19 protein-coding genes are annotated in these 19,273 nt (G+C 44.2%); 8 read left to right on the top strand and 11 right to left on the bottom strand.

What is annotated here, in order from left to right; genetic code table 11:
* Window positions 1–29: 29 nt before the first annotated feature.
* The 6 genes from PMI05_RS12215 to PMI05_RS12190 all read right to left on the bottom strand — a co-directional run bounded on the left by PMI05_RS12215 (window position 30) and on the right by PMI05_RS12190 (window position 7,057).
* Window positions 30–1,694, bottom strand: coding sequence for a DUF6138 family protein (locus PMI05_RS12215; protein ID WP_007721706.1), 1,665 nt, complete (start codon window positions 1,692–1,694; stop codon window positions 30–32).
* 39 nt (window positions 1,695–1,733) lie between these two features.
* Window positions 1,734–2,795, bottom strand: coding sequence for a suppressor of fused domain protein (locus PMI05_RS12210; RefSeq protein ID WP_039960673.1), 1,062 nt, complete (start codon window positions 2,793–2,795; stop codon window positions 1,734–1,736).
* Between the two features lie 135 nt (window positions 2,796–2,930).
* Window positions 2,931–3,569: an RNA ligase family protein gene (locus PMI05_RS12205; protein WP_007721703.1), complete on the bottom strand. Its 639-nt coding sequence runs from the start codon at window positions 3,567–3,569 to the stop codon at window positions 2,931–2,933.
* A 14-nt stretch (window positions 3,570–3,583) separates the two neighbouring features.
* Window positions 3,584–4,546, bottom strand: a complete 963-nt coding sequence (locus PMI05_RS12200; protein ID WP_007721702.1) for an AAA family ATPase — start codon at window positions 4,544–4,546, stop codon at window positions 3,584–3,586.
* A 109-nt stretch (window positions 4,547–4,655) separates the two neighbouring features.
* A complete protein-coding gene (locus PMI05_RS12195) occupies window positions 4,656–5,474 on the bottom strand; it encodes a hypothetical protein (protein WP_007721701.1) in 819 nt (272 codons plus the stop codon).
* 107 nt (window positions 5,475–5,581) lie between these two features.
* Complete coding sequence (locus PMI05_RS12190; RefSeq protein ID WP_007721700.1) at window positions 5,582–7,057, bottom strand: YdiU family protein; 1,476 nt, start codon at window positions 7,055–7,057, stop codon at window positions 5,582–5,584.
* A 210-nt stretch (window positions 7,058–7,267) separates the two neighbouring features.
* Between PMI05_RS12190 and PMI05_RS12185 the strand changes: the two genes are divergently transcribed.
* The 3 genes from PMI05_RS12185 (at window position 7,268) to PMI05_RS12175 (ending at window position 8,982) form a co-directional block, all read left to right on the top strand.
* Entirely contained in the window at window positions 7,268–8,071 is an 804-nt protein-coding gene (locus PMI05_RS12185; RefSeq protein ID WP_369751204.1) for a LysR family transcriptional regulator, read from the top strand.
* Window positions 8,072–8,190: 119 nt separating this feature from the next.
* Window positions 8,191–8,610, top strand: coding sequence for an SRPBCC domain-containing protein (locus tag PMI05_RS12180; RefSeq protein ID WP_007721697.1), 420 nt, complete (start codon window positions 8,191–8,193; stop codon window positions 8,608–8,610).
* A complete protein-coding gene (locus PMI05_RS12175) occupies window positions 8,611–8,982 on the top strand; it encodes a helix-turn-helix transcriptional regulator (protein WP_007721695.1) in 372 nt (123 codons plus the stop codon).
* Window positions 8,983–9,108: 126 nt separating this feature from the next.
* Here PMI05_RS12175 and PMI05_RS12170 read toward each other — a convergent pair whose 3' ends face one another.
* Window positions 9,109–9,672, bottom strand: coding sequence for a hypothetical protein (locus PMI05_RS12170; RefSeq protein ID WP_007721693.1), 564 nt, complete (start codon window positions 9,670–9,672; stop codon window positions 9,109–9,111).
* Window positions 9,673–9,945: 273 nt separating this feature from the next.
* Here PMI05_RS12170 and PMI05_RS12165 point away from each other — a divergent pair, with 273 nt between their 5' ends.
* Window positions 9,946–10,911 (top strand): DHH family phosphoesterase, encoded by a 966-nt coding sequence (locus PMI05_RS12165; RefSeq protein ID WP_007721691.1) that lies wholly within the window; start codon window positions 9,946–9,948, stop codon window positions 10,909–10,911.
* 57 nt (window positions 10,912–10,968) lie between these two features.
* On the opposite strand, the gene PMI05_RS12160 is transcribed toward PMI05_RS12165, so the two are convergent.
* Window positions 10,969–12,447, bottom strand: a complete 1,479-nt coding sequence (locus PMI05_RS12160) for an Lsa family ABC-F type ribosomal protection protein (RefSeq protein WP_007721689.1) — start codon at window positions 12,445–12,447, stop codon at window positions 10,969–10,971.
* Between the two features lie 440 nt (window positions 12,448–12,887).
* Between PMI05_RS12160 and PMI05_RS12155 the strand changes: the two genes are divergently transcribed.
* Window positions 12,888–13,517 carry a hypothetical protein gene (locus PMI05_RS12155; protein ID WP_007721688.1) on the top strand — a complete coding sequence of 210 codons (630 nt, stop codon included), beginning with the start codon at window positions 12,888–12,890 and terminating at the stop codon, window positions 13,515–13,517.
* A gap of 129 nt (window positions 13,518–13,646) precedes the next feature.
* On the opposite strand, the gene PMI05_RS12150 is transcribed toward PMI05_RS12155, so the two are convergent.
* A complete protein-coding gene (locus tag PMI05_RS12150; RefSeq protein ID WP_007721687.1) occupies window positions 13,647–14,495 on the bottom strand; it encodes a VOC family protein in 849 nt (282 codons plus the stop codon).
* A gap of 278 nt (window positions 14,496–14,773) precedes the next feature.
* On the opposite strand from PMI05_RS12150, the gene PMI05_RS12145 reads away from it, so the two are divergent.
* The 3 genes from PMI05_RS12145 to PMI05_RS12135 all read left to right on the top strand — a co-directional run bounded on the left by PMI05_RS12145 (window position 14,774) and on the right by PMI05_RS12135 (window position 17,961).
* The gene (locus PMI05_RS12145; RefSeq protein ID WP_007721686.1) at window positions 14,774–15,970 is read left to right on the top strand and encodes an MFS transporter; all 1,197 of its coding nucleotides are present in this window, start codon (window positions 14,774–14,776) and stop codon (window positions 15,968–15,970) included.
* The gene (locus PMI05_RS12140; RefSeq protein ID WP_238543295.1) at window positions 15,963–17,357 is read left to right on the top strand and encodes a M14 family zinc carboxypeptidase; all 1,395 of its coding nucleotides are present in this window, start codon (window positions 15,963–15,965) and stop codon (window positions 17,355–17,357) included. The genes PMI05_RS12145 and PMI05_RS12140 overlap by 8 nt, the downstream gene beginning before the upstream one ends.
* Window positions 17,358–17,490: 133 nt before the next feature.
* On the top strand, window positions 17,491–17,961 hold the full coding sequence (locus tag PMI05_RS12135; protein ID WP_007721682.1) for a GbsR/MarR family transcriptional regulator: 471 nt from the start codon (window positions 17,491–17,493) through the stop codon (window positions 17,959–17,961).
* Window positions 17,962–18,051: 90 nt separating this feature from the next.
* Here the strand turns inward: PMI05_RS12135 and PMI05_RS12130 are convergent, their stop codons facing one another.
* Both PMI05_RS12130 and PMI05_RS12125 read right to left on the bottom strand, forming a co-directional pair.
* Window positions 18,052–18,546 (bottom strand): YdhK family protein, encoded by a 495-nt coding sequence (locus PMI05_RS12130; RefSeq protein ID WP_007721680.1) that lies wholly within the window; start codon window positions 18,544–18,546, stop codon window positions 18,052–18,054.
* Between the two features lie 109 nt (window positions 18,547–18,655).
* Window positions 18,656–19,135, bottom strand: a complete 480-nt coding sequence (locus tag PMI05_RS12125) for a MarR family winged helix-turn-helix transcriptional regulator (protein ID WP_007721678.1) — start codon at window positions 19,133–19,135, stop codon at window positions 18,656–18,658.
* Window positions 19,136–19,273 lie beyond the last annotated feature (138 nt).

The raw sequence follows: 19,273 nt of genomic DNA, 5'->3' as shown, positions 1-19,273 counted from the left end.
GCATGGCCTTCTAAATAATGTCAATCAAGCTATTCGACCAAGGATAGCAATTGTGCAAGCTTGTCTTTCATGGGGGAAGATTCCTTTTTTACTGCCTGTGCGAGCTTCTTGTTCCCGCCAAAAAGGCGATAAATAACGGTTTCCCGCAGGTAATCCTCCATCGCTGCAAGCTCTCCTATGAGGGCATCCACCAGTTCTGCACGATCGATGGTGATATTTTTCAAAGGCTTCGCCGAGTCGCTACTGCCAAGCACCAGAGAGACAAGTACCGGCATATTCTCTACGGTTACACCATGCGCCTCCATAAAAGCAATAGCAAAATCGTCCTGGGCAGACTGATGCTCCGTGTCGACCAGCTCCATATAGCGACGAACAAGTGGAAAATAATCGCTGCTAGACAATCCGAGAGCCAAGACAGCATAAGTGCCAGGCATGACCGATTTCTCACTAGGCTCTACATCCCCGTACCATGCGAACTCCTCCATCGCAAGCTCAGCATATTCCGCGATTTTCGGATATAACGCAGGATAATGAGAAGCATTGGCAAAAAACTGGTGGAGACCTGACTTCGCCAGCTTTTTTACTGGTAGGTAGTGCTTATCGCTGCTCTTCAGCTTGAGCTTGTACCCTTTGGGAAAGCCTTCACGCAAAAGGCCGTTGATAAAATCAATGGCTTCACCGTACGCGGCTTCTTCCTCAGTTACGATCCGGATGTCGATCGCTTGCAAAACGTCATTGGCGCTTGCTTGAATCAGACTGCTTTTATACTCGTTTTCAAAGCGACCGCTGCCCCGTTTTACAAAGTCCGCAGCCTGCTTGGAGCCAAGCTGAACAGCGAGGTCCAGATAATTCTTGCGAGTGTCCGGTTCCTTGTTACCTATTGCGAGAGCGACGTACAGGAAAAAGTCCAGCTCCTCTGTTTTTGGTTCCTGACGTTCCTGCTCAGGTTTCAAAACCCAATCCAATCCATAATGCCCGGTACGATCGAAAAATTTGACTAAAAAACGCTTATCCGCCCAGCCTCTTAAAGCCAAAGTAGAGTGGTATATCCACGAATCACTGCGTTCTTTATTGGAGCGCAGCTTTTCGCTAAGGCACTGGATGAGCGGTTCGATAACCTCCTGCTTTTGTTCCATTAAATCGGGATTGACGAGACACTGGGCGAAGAAAAAATCGTCTTTTTCTTTCGGACGTACAGGAAGCTCCGCTTTAATTTTTGTCTCGATAAATTGATCCAGTGCTTGTTTTAGACTCTCGCGTTTTCGCTCGTTTACGAAATGGCGAGAATGGCATTGCACAGATTGTTTCCACTCAAATTCAAAGACAAGCTCGAAGCGGTAATCAAAAAAGTGAGAATCATAGTCGGTGGAATGAAAAAGGGATTCCATTCGTTCACACAGTGCGGGAAAAAACTCTTGCGTGAGCATTTCCTCTGTAAGCTCCTCCATGTAAGAGCCCGCATCGTATTTGTATGAGTCGTCACTCCAACTGAATGGTTCATGGACATCCACGTGGATTTTGCCATTGGCCCAATTGAGTTTTCCTTTTCTCCACGCCACTCTCAAATAGTCTTTGACTCCCGCCTGCAATAGACTCCAGTCGTTGATCTCGTTGATCCGCTGGTTCTCTTTTTTATAAATTTCTTGGATGGAAGTCCATACTTCGTTTAGAAAAGCTTCTGCTGCCTGATGCATTGACTAACTCTCCTCCTCGCCAAAAACAGCGCTGCCGACTTAACCTATAACCTTGACGACATTGCCCTCGCTATCGGTAATATTGGTTTTCACAATGTTGATGGCAATTCCATTCAGGGAAGGGATCTCAAAGCTGCTTTCCATTGGAAGTAGCTGCTTGGTAAGTGCAATCGTTGTCGCATCATCAAGAACAATGCGAATAACATCCTCTCCTGGAATACATCCAGGCTTTTCTCCTGCCTCAAATACAACTCGGACATCAGATCCCACCAGGCTCAGGCTTTCCCCTTTTCGCATACGTCCGCGGAGAATTTTTCCGATGACTTCCGCTTGCTTAGCTCCTAACCTCAGGGTCGAAGGCGTTTTTTTCAAGAAGCCCTTTTTACCAGGCTCCCATCCTAGCTGGCTGACAAACAAAAAGGCAGTGTTGGAACCTTCCTCTTCCATTCCTTTTTGAACAGCATCAGAAACTGTAGCGTTGCGAAGAAGAGAATCCCGCTCGAGATCGGTTATGTAAGAAGGCATGTACGGCAAGCCAGATTGGAGTACGCCACGTGTATTCCAAGCCATCATCGCATCGAGTTCATCACCTGTGATCCCGACCATTTGCATGAATTGCACACGACCATTCGGCGTATCGATTTCGGCAAGCTGTGGGTCCGTGACAAAAGCAAGCGCAGTCAGTTGGGTATCGGCGTCCAAGCATATCGGACCGTTTGCATCCAAATGATCACCCGCTTGAAACACATTGCCTGTGTTGAAGACGTAACGCCCCATATTTTGAAGCAGATTCAACGCCCAGGCAGGTGGTTCTTCCTCGTCGTCCTTTCGCGCCAATCGAAACGTCAATTCAAAGCCAAAACCGCTTTCCTCTTCATTCTCGGACTCTTTTTCATACAACTCTGTAAATCCATAGGTCACAAAATGCCAATGCGGGTAAGGCTCGTCTGATTTGTAGGCGCTTATTCCATCCAATGGATCTTGACCACCCAGCGCATACGAGATGAGCGTCCCGTAATGCTTAGGCTCCTGCTCTCCATAAATCTTTCTCATCTCCTGATCAATGGCATCCCAGCCCGCTGACGACAATTCTTCGCTCATTTCTTCGCTCATCTCTCTTACCTCCTATATAATGACTGTCTTAACAATAGCCAAAATGAAATTTGGATACTCTATTAGACGGTCAATACCACTTAGAAAATTACATCGTTCTCATTCCCTTCTATTCAAAAGTCTTTAATCGGTTTGTGCTACCCCATTCGGAACGACTGGCTTCGATAACCAGTGCTGATCAGTTTGCACATGATTTTTGCGCACAAACTTGGCGGCAGATTTTTTAAAATCTTCGTACGGAAACCTCTCCGTTACTCGTACCACGTACCCCTCTTGTTCTCCGCCGAAGACAGATTGTTTGGTGTAGCAACTTTTTACGGTCTCTTCCTTCCAAATCCCTTTGTATAAGACTGGTGCTGTTTCTAAGCCAAGTAGATCGGCCCATTCTACCGTTTCATCCCATGACAAGCATTCATTATTTTCATTCCAGATTGAGAAAACATAGAAATAGCTCGTTAGGTGTTCGTAATAAATGGAATGCAGCGCATATACATTCTCCCCGCAAATTCTCCAGCCTTCCGGGATATGAAACGAAATCGTCCCGTGCAGCATCTTTACCCAATGTCTAGAGGCATGATCTTTGCTATCCAGTGACCTTGCGTGAATATGGTTTCGGTACAGCGTGGTATTTTCTCCATCCAGCTTCTCTGTCACGACTACTTCTTTTCCCTCGAAATGACAAATCGTTCGCAAGATTTTATCATCGTCGGTTCTACTTCTTGACCAGGGTAAATGAAAGGTTCTCGGGTATTTTTTTAACATCGTTATTCACCTCCTTATTTGGCATAGGCATCTCCTTCCTTGAAAAAGTACAGCTTCCATAGGTACTCATCGCCCAACAAATGATAAATCTCGGAAATATCTTGCTGCGTTCCGTAGTTAATCTTCATGTGCATTTGAATCAGGTTGACGACTTCGAAGATAAAATCATCTTCGAATCCTAATTCTTTTAAGAAATGGCAAGCAATTTGCGCAGAAACATGCTCATGTCCGTAGTAGGAGTAATGGCCTTTCATCGGCTTGTAGGTTTTGCAAAATGGTTTTCCTGTATCGTGAAACAAGGCGACCACTTGCATGAGAAATTTGTCTTCTTCCGTGTAAAAGGCGTTTACGTAATCGAAAACATGATAAGTATGCTTGCACAAAGGGTACTGATGATAAGGGTTTTCCTGATTGAACTGATACATTTCTTTGAAAATCGGAATGGCATTCAACCTGTCGAACAGCTCTTCATAGGAGGGTTCATTTTGAAGCAATTGAACGAACTCTTCTTTTTCAATGGCATAAGGAACTGGTTCGTGCAGGAGATGAATGTGATCCCAGCCTTCATTCTTAATGGGAAAATGGAAGTTCTTCCGCATCTTTGCCACGATGTATTCGTCTACGGTTCTCTTTCGGGATCGATTTCTCTCCAGGCATACAGAATAGGGAACATCGACGTAATAGCATTCTTTTTGGACATCGGGAAATTTGGCAAGGACCTTCATTCTTTTCTCTCTGTCAATATTAGTTGCATCTAGGATGACATTCTTTCCATTCGCCAGCTCCGTTGCGATTTTCGAATAAACCTCAAAAAATACTTGCGCGGACTTTTTTTGTTTTCGCTCATCACCGAATAAGTTCTGGCGAATTTCATCCGTAGACACGATGGTTGCCCGTTCCTTTTTGGCAATTTCTTGTGCCCACTTGCTTTTGCCACTGCCCACAATGCCTGACAGGACGATTAATTTCTTTTTCACTTATATCTCACCTCCTTTCAATAAAAGCATAATTTCGACATGCTTTTCCAATATTATACACACTTCGCGTATAGATGGCACCCTTCTTTATTCCTAGATTTTCCGTTCTTTACAGCCACGGACCAAAGAAATTTTGTACAGCTTGCTCGGAATAGCTATCTTCCCCCCGCCAATTCACGACAGCGAAAAAGTCATTCTTCCCGCCACGCCCTGGTCTGTCCTTGCTTGGAGCCAATATCCCTGCGGATGCAAGAATTTCCATGAACACATCACGTTCGTTCTTGCTAGATGGAAAGATACCATGGAGGCGCTTCTCCAATTGACGGGCGGCATCGGTTGGTTCACTGCTCGCGATAATGGCTAGCACTTGACGGAGAATGGCTACATCTTCTTCCTGTACCGTAAGATTATCTTCTTTGCTTAATAGCTCCAGATCAAGCATGACGTACAAAAGGTAATTCAGGCGGATGCCGCCCCACTTGATTCTTTCAAAATTCAATACATTCAAATCTTCATCCGTATACTGCTCTCGGCTTGCAATATGGTAGCGGTCGCAAAGATGGCAGTCTCCGTACATAGCGAAATAGGTGCCGTTTTCTGGATTTATATATTTGCCGACGTTACTTTCGAACGTATGGGCTGTCAATGCCTCTGTTAAGGCCCAGCTAGACAAGGCGCTGCGCAGGTACGCCTTTCGCGTCGATAGACTGTGCAAAAATGCTGCGGCGACTTGTTCTTTCGTCACTTTTTCATGCAGAGCAATGATTTTATCTATGCACTCCTCGTGACTGATCGTTAGCGGGTCAAACATGAGACCTTTGCTTTTTGCGTATTCGAAATCTTCTCCCGAAAAATCGTATGGGCGACTCTTCCACCCGTTGCTGCTCCAAAATGTTTTCATCAAGATTTGCTTTGCTTTTTTATCCATAAAACGATTGCTCCTTTTTTCTTTGCTTTCCATATTTTAGCGCGGATCGTATGTATGAAAAAAGAGTCCAACGTGTGAAAGATCGTTGGACTCTGATTGCGTTGCTACTACGTTCCGCAAAACGTTTGGTAACGACATGCTGATTCCGCTGGTAAAGTCGTATATTCTACCTGTTCAGGCGTGTACGCATATGGATCAGAAAGGACTGCCAAAAGCCGTTCCATCACGGTGTAGTCGCCCTCTTTCCATGCTGCTTCCAACGCTTCTTCTACACGATGGTTCCGAGGGATGACTGCCGGATTACTCTTTTTCATCAACTGTTGTGTCGCTGCGGTGTCTTCTGGCTGTCTCGTTAGTCGGGCTTTCCACTGCTCATGCCACTCCGTGAATTCTTTCGTGCCAAACAGCACGATAGCTTCTGGTTGATTTGTCGTGAGCGCACGGAATGTATTCGTATAGTCTGCACGGTGCTCCTTCATCATGTTGAGCAGACCTTCGATCAACGCTTCGTCTTGCTCCTCTTCGTTAACCAATCCAAGCTTTGCCCGCATACCTGTAAGCCAATTGCTGTGATACAGCTTGCTAAATTCGGTAAGGGCATCTTCGGCAATTTTCACAGCCTGCTCTTCATTTTCATGCAGCAACGGCAATAAGCTTTCCGCAAAACGAGAAAGATTCCACACGGCAATGTACGGCTGATTTCCATAAGCGTAGCGGCCTTGAACGTCAATGGAGCTAAATACCGTTGCAGGATCATACGAGTCCATGAAAGCACAAGGACCGTAATCAATGGTTTCGCCGCTGATCGCCATGTTATCGGTGTTCATAACCCCGTGTATAAAGCCAACAAGCTGCCACTTGGCAATCAACTCCGCTTGACGCTTGATGACTCCTTTCAGCAGGAGAAGGTAACGATTTTCTTCTGCTTCTATCTCTGGAAAATGTCTTTGCAAGGTGTAATCAGCTAACGCTCGGAGATCTTCGATCGAGCACCACCTTGCCGCGAATTGGAACGTGCCCACTCTGATATGACTGGCAGCCACACGCGTTAAAATGGCACCAGGCAACTCGGATTCACGATAGATAGACTCGCCGGTTGTCACTACTGCAAGGCTCCGTGTAGTAGGAATCCCGAGGCCATGCATGGCCTCGCTAATGATGTATTCGCGCAGCATCGGGCCAAGGGCTGCTCTACCATCGCCGCCGCGTGAATAAGGTGTTCTGCCGGAACCTTTCAGTTGAATATCAAAGCGCTCTCCGGAGGGTGTAATCTGCTCGCCAAGCAGGAGGGCCCGTCCGTCACCCAGCATGGTAAAATGACCGAACTGATGTCCGGCATATGCTTGTGCGAGAGGCATTGCGCCTTCTGGTGCCTCGTTTCCCGCGAGCATGGCTACAGCATCGGCGCTTTGGAGAGCTTCTGCGTTCAGCCCCAGCGACTTTGCCAATGACTCGTTAAGAATAGCGAGCTTCGGTGAATGCACAGGAGGTGGGCTCAGTCGGGAGTAAAATGATTTCGGCAGGGTTGTATAGCTGTTGTCGAAGTTCCATCCCGGCTTGATCGTTGTTTTTTTGTCTGTCATTGTATCTCCTTTTTCGATTGATGTATTTGAATGGAAGTAACTGTACACTTGATACATTTTGCCAATTTATTATACCCTTTTCATGCAAGATTGGAGCACATTGGTCAGGTGAAAAAACAAAAAAACACCAGATTTCTCCTCGACGTTTTAGTTCGGTGTTAACAATATGATGCCCACTAAAACCATGAGAACCATTGTAATAGCCTTGCGATCAGCAGTCTGGAAGAAGAACTCGGTGTAAAGATTTTCGAACGCTCACGAACTGGACTGGAGCCAACCGAAACAGGAAAAAAACTAATCGAAAGAGCGCAGGACATAATAAACCGTATTGAGGAATTTAAAAGCGAGGCAAAATGTGAAGCCTCCGAAATCGAAGGACAACTCTCCATCTCTGCTGTTCCGGGCATGTGTAGGAGTATTGTCCCGAAAACATTGGCTGCCATTAACGAAAAATTTCCGAAAGTACATTTGCAAATAAAAGAAACACATCTTTTTCAAGTCCGGAAAGATGTGTTGAATGGTGAGGCAGATATTGGAGTCGTCTACTCTTTCCCCTCTTCCCAGGAAGAAAATCAGCAACTGGCAGCCACACATATCATTGACAGCTCCATGATGGTTTGTTTTCGAAAAGATTCTCCATTGGCAAAGAAAGATGTAATTTACATGGAGGAATTGCATAAATACCCTTTTGTTGCTTCCGCGAACGTGGGCGACACCAAAAAATTTCACGCTTATATCTTTGGGGACTATCACAAAATAAACTTCCTGGTCCAGTCGCAAAACTATGAAACAAAAAAGCATTTTATTTCGCAAGGATTGGCATTATGCCTTGAATCGGACTTAACAACCAAATCCGATCCCTTTTTTCAGCGTGAGGATATTGTTGTTAGGCCACTCATCGCAAAAGAACCAAAGCTCTCTTATTATTGTATCAAGCTAAAAAACCAAAATTATTCCGTTGCAGGCAAGGAGTTTTTAAAAGAACTTCAAGCCCAAGCGAATCAAATCAAATAATGAATAGGTAGCGCCAATTGGAGGAAAATTACCATTTACATGATACCTAAAGGTGTTATATTATCATTAAGTAAAACCTAAAGGTGTTATATTTACAAAAACGAAACGGAGAGATTTTTGTGGAGCAAGTGCAAGATATTAAACAAACGATCGTTTTCGAGGCGCCTATCGAAAAGGTATGGGAAAAAGTATCGACTGCTGAAGCGATTTCTACATGGTTTATGCCCAACGATTTCCAGCCGGTGGTAGGTCATGAGTTTCATATCCAATCCCCTTTTGGACCTTCGCCATGCAAAGTGTTGGAGGTAGAAGCTCCTCATCGCCTTTCTTTTGCTTGGGATACAGACGGTTGGGTAGTCTCGTTTCTGTTGAAAGACTTGCGTGATAAAACGGAGTTTACCCTGATTCATGGTGGTTGGAAAGCAGCGGATGAGATCATAGGAAAAGCAAACGAGAAGAGCGCAGTGATCCGCGACAGAATGAATCAAGGTTGGGTTGGTATTGTTCACGAGCGTCTGAAAAAGGTTGTGGAAGGCTAAATGTCTGCTTCAGCAGAAAAAGTTGATGTATTTCAAGCGATCGCTGACCCTACTCGTCGAGAAGTACTTCGCTTGCTAGCTGAAAAAGATTTGCCGATCTCAGCGATTACCTCTCATTTCCCCATAAGCCGAACTGCTGTGGTCAAGCATCTCCATATTCTTGCGGATGCAGAATTGGTCACGGGACATAAGGTAGGTCGGGAGAAAATCTATCGGTTGCATCCTGGTCCCTTGACCGAAGTAAAACAGTGGCTTTCCTTTTACGAACAGTTCTGGAACAACAAGCTGTCCATGCTCAAGCATTTGGTGGAGACGGATGGACAAACGGAGCTTACGGTCGTGCAAACAGAGCCGGATCTACAAAGGAAATAGGTGTGTCTTGCTCTTCCCCCTTGATTGTTTTACGCAAATCAAGGGGGATTTTTGATCCATCGAAAGAAATAGCAAAAAGACTGCCGATTATCTCGACAGCCTGGTGTTGTTTGATTACACAGTCGATTACTTATTCAACAGCTCAGTCAGTTCGCTTGATTCGGTCAATTGCAACGGTGCGGTTCCATACGTTTTGCCATCTTCTGAACCAAACATATGGTCTTTGTTGTCACCGCTCAATACGAAGAACAATGTCTTCGCCTTCACTTCCGCTTTGTTATCTGTGCCTACATGAGCCGGCAATGTGTTTGTTGTTACTTCAGCGTAATTGAATTCAACAGCCAATGCTTCCTTCTTGTCCTTTTCCACCGCTTGCGTGCTTTCATCAAAACGCATTTCGTAAGCCGGTGTCGCAAAGCGTTTATCTGTTAAAGAAAGAATTTCCTTGAACTTTTCATCTTCTGGCTTCAGGGATGTTTTCTCTCCCTGCTTGTATACCACGATTTCTTGCGGAGCCACAAGTACTTGCTGCTCCTCTTTCTTCGCTTCTTCTGGCTTTTGTGTCGTTGCTTCACCAGCTGGCTGCTGGGCTTGATTTTGAGTATTTGGTTGCTCAGCAGTTTGCGTGTTGCCGCAAGCGGTCAGGACTGCTAGCAGAAGTGCTGCTGGGATCAATGTAGACTTTTTCATGTTGAGAACCACCTTTTACATTTTCTCTCCATTGCTCTACTCGGTTAATTAAAATAAGGGCGATCGCGAACAATCGCGGACACGCCCGTGCGGTTGAACTGATACATGGAGTGTTTTTAACCCATGCATTATATTATAATCAAAATAAAATTGCAAATAATCACCAGTTGAAGTCTCCAGGCAAACATACCTTAATGATGATGGGTAGAATGGGGAAAATATTTCGTGGTAGTAAAATAGAAATGACGGACTCGTGTCATAAGGAGATGCCAAATGAATCATCAAAAAGTTGTTCATTTCAGTGATAAGGACTTGGATGGCGAGTCGTGTGCGATCCTGAGTCATCTTGCTTTTTCCAATCAAGAAGTCGTTTCCTGCGGAGTGACTCCGTACACGGTCAATCAAGAAGTACAAAAGTTTATGGAAGAAGAGCTTACCCGCGATATGTATGTTGTGATTACCGATGTGAGTGTCAGTGACGAGGTGGGTTCACTGATTCAGAAAAAAGTCGATGACGGGCATGCTTTTGTCTTGATTGATCATCACCCTACCGCATTGCCATTGGCTTCCAAGTACGAATGGGCAAACGTTATCACGGAAGAAGCGGGAAAAAAGACCTCGGCAACCAGCCTTTATTATGATTACCTAGTAAACCAGGGGCATCTGACCCCTACAGGTATTCTCTCTGACTATGTGGAGCTGGTTCGTTCTTTTGATACGTGGGACTGGGATGCGACTGGGCTTGTTCAAGCAAACCAGCTCAACATTTTATTCTATATGGTCGAACGGGATACATTTGTGCAAAACGTGCTCGGACGCTTGCGTGGTGATGATGTACATACGGATCAGTTCGTTTTTAACGAAATAGAATCGATTCTCATCTACACAGAAGAAAAACGAATCGATGAATTTGAGCAAAAAAAGCTGAAGCAAATGAAGGTGATCCCCGTAGAAATCGATTTAGAAGAGCCAAAAACGTATCAAGTCGGCGTTGTGTTCCTCGAACAATATCACTCCACAACAGGAAATTTCCTATGTAAGAATGCCGAGATGATCGATTTCGTCGCGATGCTCGATCCCGGGAAAGGCAGAATCAGTTTTCGTACCATTCGAGATGATGTGGATCTGTCGGTGATCGCACAGCATTATGGGGGCGGCGGTCATCCAAAAGCTTCAGGCTGCTCCTTTACGGGCGTTACGTTAAAAGCCTTCGTGTACCCAGCTCTGAAAACGAACTAGAACAAGACAAAGAGCCAAGCAATTGCTTTGGCTCTTCTTGTTTCCAGTTGCTGTACATTACAGTTCAACAATCTTCGTAGCAATGTTATTGCAAAACTCCCTGTCATGCTCCACAAAAAGGATCGTTGGCGAGTGTTCGAGAAGCAGCTCTTCAATTTGCATGCGCGAAATGACATCAATAAAGTTTAGCGGCTCATCCCAAATATGGAGATGGGCTTTCTCGCAAAGACTTTTCGCAATCAATACTTTCTTCTTCTGACCGCCGCTAAAAGCGGAGATGTCCTTCTCAAATTGCACGCGGGAAAAGTCCAGCTTTCGCAAAATCGATTTAAACAGGCTTTCATCAATCCCATTATCGCGGGCAAAGTCCGTTAGATTCCCCTTTAGATGGGAAGTATCTTGGGATACGTAAGAGATTTTCAGTTGGCTCCCCTTTCGAAAGGTGCCCGTATGATTGATGTTTTCCCCGATGATGAGCTTGAGAATGCTGGATTTTCCAGAGCCGTTCTTGCCTGCCAGCGCAATACGCTCCCCCTGTTCAATCTTAAAATTGATATCTGAGCAAACCAGCTTCTCTCCGTAATAAATCGAAACCTTCTCCAGTTCGACCAGTTCATTTTTATGATAAGCAAGCTGTGAAATCTTTAAGCTATCCTGGTTTTCAATGTTTTTCAGGAGCTTCGATTTTTCATCGATTGCGGATTGCTGTCTTTGCTCAATCGATTTGGAGCGTTGCATCATTTTCGCTGCCTTATGTCCAATATATCCTTTATCTACCTTGGAACCGGAATTTAAGGTACCATTTTTCGTTTTTTCCACGGCGTGCGACCAGTTGCTTGTTCGTTTCGCTGCATCCGATAAGCGTTTAATGTCTTTTTTGAGCTTCTCGTTCTCAGCGAGTTCATAGTTATCCTGACGCTGTTTATTTTCCCACCAATCGGAGAAATTGCCTTTTTGAACTTCGATGTTGGTCTTATTGATGGAAAGGATGTGATCGACGCAGTTATCAAGAAATGCTCGGTCATGCGACACCAGAATATATCCGCTTTTACTATTGAGGTAATCACTGACGAGCTGTCGTGCATGCATATCTAAGTGATTCGTTGGTTCATCAATTAAAAGAAAGCTATTTTCCTTAAGAAATAAGGCAGCTAGCATTACTTTCGTTTGCTCACCGTTGGACAAGGATTCGAAGGGGCGATACAGGACATCCTCCGATACCTTGAGGAGTGAGAACTCACGCATTAATTCCCAAAGCTGATAGTCTGGGATAATCTCTTCGATAATATCAAGCGTAAGATATTCCTTATGCTCGACTTGGAAAGGAAAGTATTCAAAGCTGACATGCGCTGTGATCTTTCCGCTGTAATCATATTTTCCCAGCAACAGATTGAGGAAGGTCGTCTTCCCTCTCCCGTTTCTTCCCGTAAAGCCCAATTTCCAATCTGTATCGAGTTGGAAGCTCACGTTTTCAAAGATATTATCGAAGCTGCCCTCATAGGCAAACGTCAGGTTCGTCACATTGATTAATGACATACAATCATCCTCCTGTAAAAAAAATCAAAAAGCTACAAGAAAGTTACCCTCTCTTGTAGCTCAAATAAATACAGCAAATCCAACTCAAAATGGAGTTAGATAAGGATATATTGATTGAGTGAAAAGATAATGTAACTTTCTTGCGTAGAAAGAATAAAACATGCGATGAGTATCGCTTTTCTGTTTTATTTTTTAAGCAAGAAAAGAATCCATTATACCTTTCAGCTCCTGTCATTGATTTAACTGGATTTTATCATAACCATAATTTAGTTGCAACTTAATTTTACTTAACTTACCCGGTGCTGCATAGGAGTTCCATTGACCATCGCGATTTTTATTAATTTTTTCCATTCAGAGAAGGAATTTACAAAAATATTTTGAATTAATCTAATCGTAATTGAATTCATTTTATTTCTGCATACATATGGAGGAGAAAAGCTATGAAAAAATTGGCAAAAAGTTTGGGTATTCTCGTTTTGGCATCCTCATTCCTGATCGTCCCGACACAAGCAGCAGATGCGGGAGCAAAGGGAAAAGACTCTATCGTTCGTCCACAAAAAAATATTTTTGAAGGAAACTGGCGATACGGTGATACGTTAGTAGTGACATACGATACTTTCTTACCGAATGGATGGATTTCGATTGAAAAAGAGCCACATCGTGGAACACAGCTTGGATATGAAGTAGTGAAATATATTAATGGCGCTAATTATGGGCAAGTGGAAAGAAGCTTAAGCTATAACATCCCTTCTGGTTGGGTAGAAATCGGTCGAGGTTATAACAGCAAGAGACAGGCTTATTATGATATCAGAAATGAAAATAAAAAACGGTACCAACCTCAAGAGCTGGAGAATAAATGGGTCGGTACCAGCCAGTCTGTACCATATGGCTGGGTCGTGGTAAATATTAGTCTCTATGAAAAACATATCGTAAATATCACCAGTATCCCCACTGAATCCAGCATTGAAGCGATCAAGCATCCTTCGCCATCCTTTGCTTATGAAATACCAAGAGGCTGGGAAATCACTGTGGACGGAGAGCATTCTCGAATTCTCACAAGAAAGTACTAATCATAACAGATACCATCTGTTATGAAATGAGATAATGAAACGACCTGTAGGTAGCACGATGGAAAACCATTCGTGCAACCCACAGGTCGTTTTCGTTATTTGAAAGGAAAACTCTCCTGCGGCTTCCAATTACATGTGCAGTTGAATCCGATTGCCAGAAGGATCCTCCGTAACAAAATGACCGCTCTCCTCCTGAACAGATGCACCGAATTCTCTCAACTGAGTGATTACACGATTTCTCGCTTCCTCATTCGGGAGCACCAGGACAAACGATTCGAGTCCTGGGCTCTTAGGATGTGGCCGTGGAGCGCCGACACCGGCCCACGTGTTCAACCCGATATGATGATGGTACTTTCCAGTGGAGATGAACAGTGCCTGTGCTCCATATCGGTTCACTACCTCAAAGCCAAGTCCTTTGGTATAAAAATGTTCAGCTTCATTTAACTTCGATACATGCAAATGAATATGTCCCATAATGGTACCAGCAGGCAGACCCTTCCAGACGACCTGTTCCCCACTGGACAGCAAATCTGTAAAATTCAATGGTTCTGTTGCCATGTCTACGATGCCTTCATGCCAGCTCCATTGATTAGGATTACGATCGACGTAAATTTCAATGCCATTTCCATCCGGGTCCGATAAGTATAACGCTTCACTAACGAGATGATCCGAAGACCCGATACGCAAATTCAACGCAGAGAAGCGTCGCACAACGCTAGCCAAATCAGAGCGTTTTGGCAACAATAGCGCAAAATGATACAAGCCTGTCGTATGATTTTGTTTCGGTAGAGCGTCATGGAGTTGTTCAATGGATAGCAGCACTGTTTTGCCGTCCGCAGTCAGTTCCGCCTTTGTGGCAGATTGGTTCAAGATTTTAAATCCGATCACCTCCTGATAATAAGCCAGGGATCGATCCAGGTTTTGCACCTTGAGATTGACTTGTCGGACAAATGTATTCGGGCTTTGATGAAAATTCATGGGAGTGTTCCTCCTCGTTTTTATAAAATGTTGTTTTTCGTACTACAGTCAAGCTGACCATAAACGACTGTCTCTATTCAGTGATGAACTTGCATTTCTTTTACTTACTATTTGTAATAAAGTTACTATAATATATTATTTGTGGAATGTCACGAAAAAAAGAGCAATACGTTTCACCGGAGACAATATTTTCATTCATTTCAGTAATTTCAGTATTGACTAAAATAACTGAAAAAAATTAATATAATATACATAACATCTTTTAGGAAGTGATGCACATGAAAAAGTCTGCTTTGATTAGTGCTGTGCTCTTGTTTATCACTATGCTTGTAGGGGTTCTTGGCACGTACAGCATCATGATTGCGCTACCATTGATTGGAGAGGAATTACATCTGAATCCAGTGGAGCAAGGTGCGATCATGAGTGTTTATTTTTTAGGCTTCGCGATTTTTACCATTCCTGGAGGGATCATTGCTGATAAACGAGGATCGAAGCAAATTATTATAATCAGCGTGGTACTGTGGGCAATTTTGACTGCGCTTACAGGAGCGGTCACAAGTTTTGCAGCCTTACTCGTTGTCCGTTTTTTGTTGGGGGTTATCGATGCCCCACTAATGCCTGCTATGTATAAAGCGATTGCCGAACGAACACCTGCAAACACCCGTACGACCACATTATCCATCGTTTCATCAGCCGATCCACTTGGGTCTGGACTTGCCCCTTTTCTCGTAGCACCATTGATTGCACTACTGGGATGGCAGGAAGCTCTTTTTGTTACAGCATCAATCGGCCTGCTCTTGGCCCCCATTCTCTTGATATTCCTTCCCCGTCCTTTCGTAATGGAACAACCTTCAAGCTCAGATTCAAGCTCAGCATCAAAATCGAAACCTATCCCTTTACTATCTCTTTTACGTAACATGGATTTGTGGAAACTAACAGGTATGCTCAGCGGGATTAATATCGTGATGATTGGATGCATGACATGGGTACCTACCTACTTAACAACTGAAAAACATCTCGCTATTACCGAAACTGGCTTATATGCATCACTTCCTCTTCTCATTTCCATGCTTGGCTATTTGGTAGGCGGTTGGTTATTTGACCGTTATTTTCATCAAAAGTTTCGAATGATGGTCATTCCGTCCATTCTGGTCTCAACGATTTTCCTTACGCTTATGATCCTATCTGACGATGTCAACCTGTTTATGTTGTTTGAGTCTATTTCTTTGTTTTTTCTATCCCTTACCACTCAACCTATTATTGGACTTACCATGCGTCTCATTCCCTCAGATGCTTTGGGCACTGCTACTGGAATTCTGTTAACCGGAGGAAAGGTGGCAAGTATTTTTACACCAATCGCGATGGGCGCATTCATTCAGGCGTACTCCTTTCAAGCCGGTTTTTCCCTGTTGCTAGTAGGTGCAGGAATCTCTTTTGTTTCAGCCTTTCTTATCCATCTCAAAAGGAGTGAGTAGTTTGACTAATTCCATTCAAAAACTGCTACAAGAAATGCCTGATTTCTCACATTTTCTAACCATAGAGGAATTGGACACCTCTTCCCGTGAATTAGCAGCCGCCTATCCACATCTTGTTACGCTCAGTACCATCGGTCACTCAACAGAAGGACACCCCATCCTCATGCTGCGAATTGGAAATGGCCAACATCGCGCGTTGTTCGTCGGTTGTCCGCATCCAAATGAGCCGATTGGAGCTCTATCGCTAGAGTATCTCAGCAAAAAGCTATGTGAGGATACTGCCCTATTAGAGCAAATGGATTATACCTTTTATATCATCAAAGAAATCGATGTAGATGGTTGCCGACTGAATGAAGGTTGGTACGGCGGTCCATTTTCTCCCGATCGTTACATCCGCAGCTACTATCGTCCCAGTATACTCGAACAAGTTGAATGGACATTCCCGTATGCGTATAAAACGTTCAGCTTCAACGAGCCCATTCCTGAAACCGTAGCATTTATGCGGGCGATTGATGAAGCCAAGCCGCATTTCCTCAACAGCTTGCACAGCTCCGATCAAACTGGAACGTTTTATTATGTATCGACTCCTCTTCCCGACGCATTGTGCCAACAGATCGTAAAACTGACCCATGATCATCAATTACCGCTGATGATCGGCGAACCGGAGGCACCATTCATGCCCCCTATCCAAGACGGTTTTTATCAGCTGCCTGAGTTGTCTACTATGTACGATTACTACCAAAGCATCCTACCTACTGGAGAAGACCCTGCGAAAGCAATGCTCATGGGGGGCTCATCCCGAGATTATGCTGGGGCACGTTACCATACCTTTTGCCTTGTTTCGGAAATATCGTTGTTTACCGATCCTAGGATGGAAGATAAATCTGAAACCACTCATACCTACAAGGATGCTACGCTGGATATAGCTAAACTGGAAGGTGAACAGATTGCTTTTTTATCCAAACAGTACCAAAGCGCACAGGCATTCATAACGGTACCAACCAAATTTCAGCGAACTGTAGAGGATTTTCTGATCGGTATGGAGGAAATTCGATCCCATCATTTACAATCAGCTGAAAGTGATGCAGCTTTAGCGCGCTTCGCAACAGTTGCTGAAATGTTTGACTTGAAACTACGCACTTTATGGAGCTCTCTATGCTGCTGCAGCATGATGATCCGTATGCTGGACGCCCAGCCCGACAACATCACCCTTTCAGAGATTCGAGCAGATTCAGAAAAATGGCTGGATCAAGGCTTGCAAGAGCTACTCTCCTTTTTTAACTGGTCGATGCGTCCGCTGCGCGAATTGTGCGGTGTCCAGCTAGGTTCTGCCTTGATGATCATGGATTACCTTCGTCAAACCCATGAAAGCACTGCCACGCCATAAAATAATGAATGACGTGAGCGCCTGTCAGCAGAGCAGGCGCATTTTCTTTTGGTATTTTCTGAAGAAAGCGATGTCGATTGGTAGTATAATAGACAAAAGCATGGAAATCGGGCAAAACGAGGAAAAAGGAGTCATGAAGTTGGACAAATTAACGGCGGAAACGATGCAATTGATTGAAGAAATGGCTCTCCATCACGAAAATCAAGGATTATCCAGAATTGCTGGCCGGATTATAGGACTGTTGATGGTCTCTCAGGAACCCCTTTCATCCGAACAGATAGCCACTACATTGCAAGTCAGTCTAGGAAGTGTGTCTACCAATATGCGCATTCTTTTAAAAATTGGATTCGCGGAAAAAAAGAGTGTGACAGGAGACCGTGTGAGCTATTACATCATGGCACCAGACGCAATCGAAGAAGAGCTTATACAGGGGTTAGAGCAAATCCTATCATTAAAGAATGTCATAGAAAAAGGAATCCAAATTGATAGTTTGAAGCAAAGTGAGCTAGTTATGCAGCGATTCAATGAGACGCTGGAAGCAATTGATTTATACAGGGAATCTCTCAACCAAATGCTCGCTGAGTGGAAGTCTCGTCGCATGTAACATCAAACAGCTCGTATCAATGGAAAAGCAGAAAGGCAGCTTTGGCGCTGAAAAAGCCACGGCTGCCTTTTTTTATAGAGATGGCATCGATCATTTGACTAGTGATAGCTCGTTTTCTGTCACCCATTTGTAGTTCTTAACTTCTCCTCCCCCTGTCGTGGGAGTGTAATCGATCATATACACAGTCGTTGTATTTGCCGTATCAAGCTTGGCTGATGCATCGAGCATCCCTTTCACATGATCCGCCTTCAAGACGACTTCCGTTCCCGGATTATACGGTTGCTTGATATGGTTCTTGATTTCTTCTTGAATGATCCATTTATAACCCTTCACAGGGGGCTCACCCGTTGTAGGCGAATAGGTCACTGAATAGGCGGTTGTGTCGTAAGCCCCCACAATTTTCGCTTTCGCCCCTTGCATCCCCGGTTGGTGACTTGCTTTCAAGATGACTTCACTCCCTACTGTAAACGTAGGTTTCGGTACAATCTCTACTTGCTCCAGCACATCCGGTGCAGCAGCACCGCCACATGCACTTAACCCCATCGCGGTAATCAGCATAAGTGATATCAGTTTCCATTTTTTCATTCCAAACACCTCGAATTCTTTGTTGTCTGTCCGTAGTCGTTTTCCTCTTGATGTAAGGTATTATGGGTACACAAGACCTTCCTTATCCACTTTCATCCTGTTTGTTGCTTTACTTAAATGCATCCTTGGACGGGATTGACAAATCCTTGTTTTCAATCAACTGTAAAAGCAGAGCGTAGAATTGCTTCCGCTGCTCAATTGGCAAATCCTCGAGAATATTTTCGGCAATATCCGTTTGCAGTGCCAAAACTTGATCAATGCTGGATTGGGCTAATTCCGTGAGCTGGATCAAGGTGGCACGGCGATCAGTCGGATCAGGGATCCGCACCAGCAGCTTGTCACGCTCCAAGGCATCAATAAAATCTGTGACCGTGCGCGGCTTTACACCCAATTTTGCGGCGAGCTCGTTCATGCGAATTTTTCCAGCTTCTGAAACGATAGAAAGCAAACGTAGCCTTGGACCAGAGATATGGTATGGAATATCAAGCGCAGCCAATTTGGTCTCGAATTCTCGCTGAATAGAATTGGTGGCACGAATCAGGATGTGAATGATATCAATCGCTGGTGGACTCATTTGATTGGGGAACATGGTAGACCTCCTTGACAATTGTGCGAAAAACGAATACCCTCTATTACAGAGGTTACTCACTATTTTATAGTTATTTAGTGAGGAAACTCACTATGAGGAAACGCACTAACTTCGTCGGTATTCTCATTATTGTAGCGA

Source organism: Brevibacillus sp. BC25 (genome assembly GCF_000282075.1).
GTDB lineage: Bacteria > Bacillota > Bacilli > Brevibacillales > Brevibacillaceae > Brevibacillus.
The sequence above is the reverse complement of the archived record's forward strand: the minus strand, read 5'-3'. Positions and strand labels throughout refer to the sequence as shown.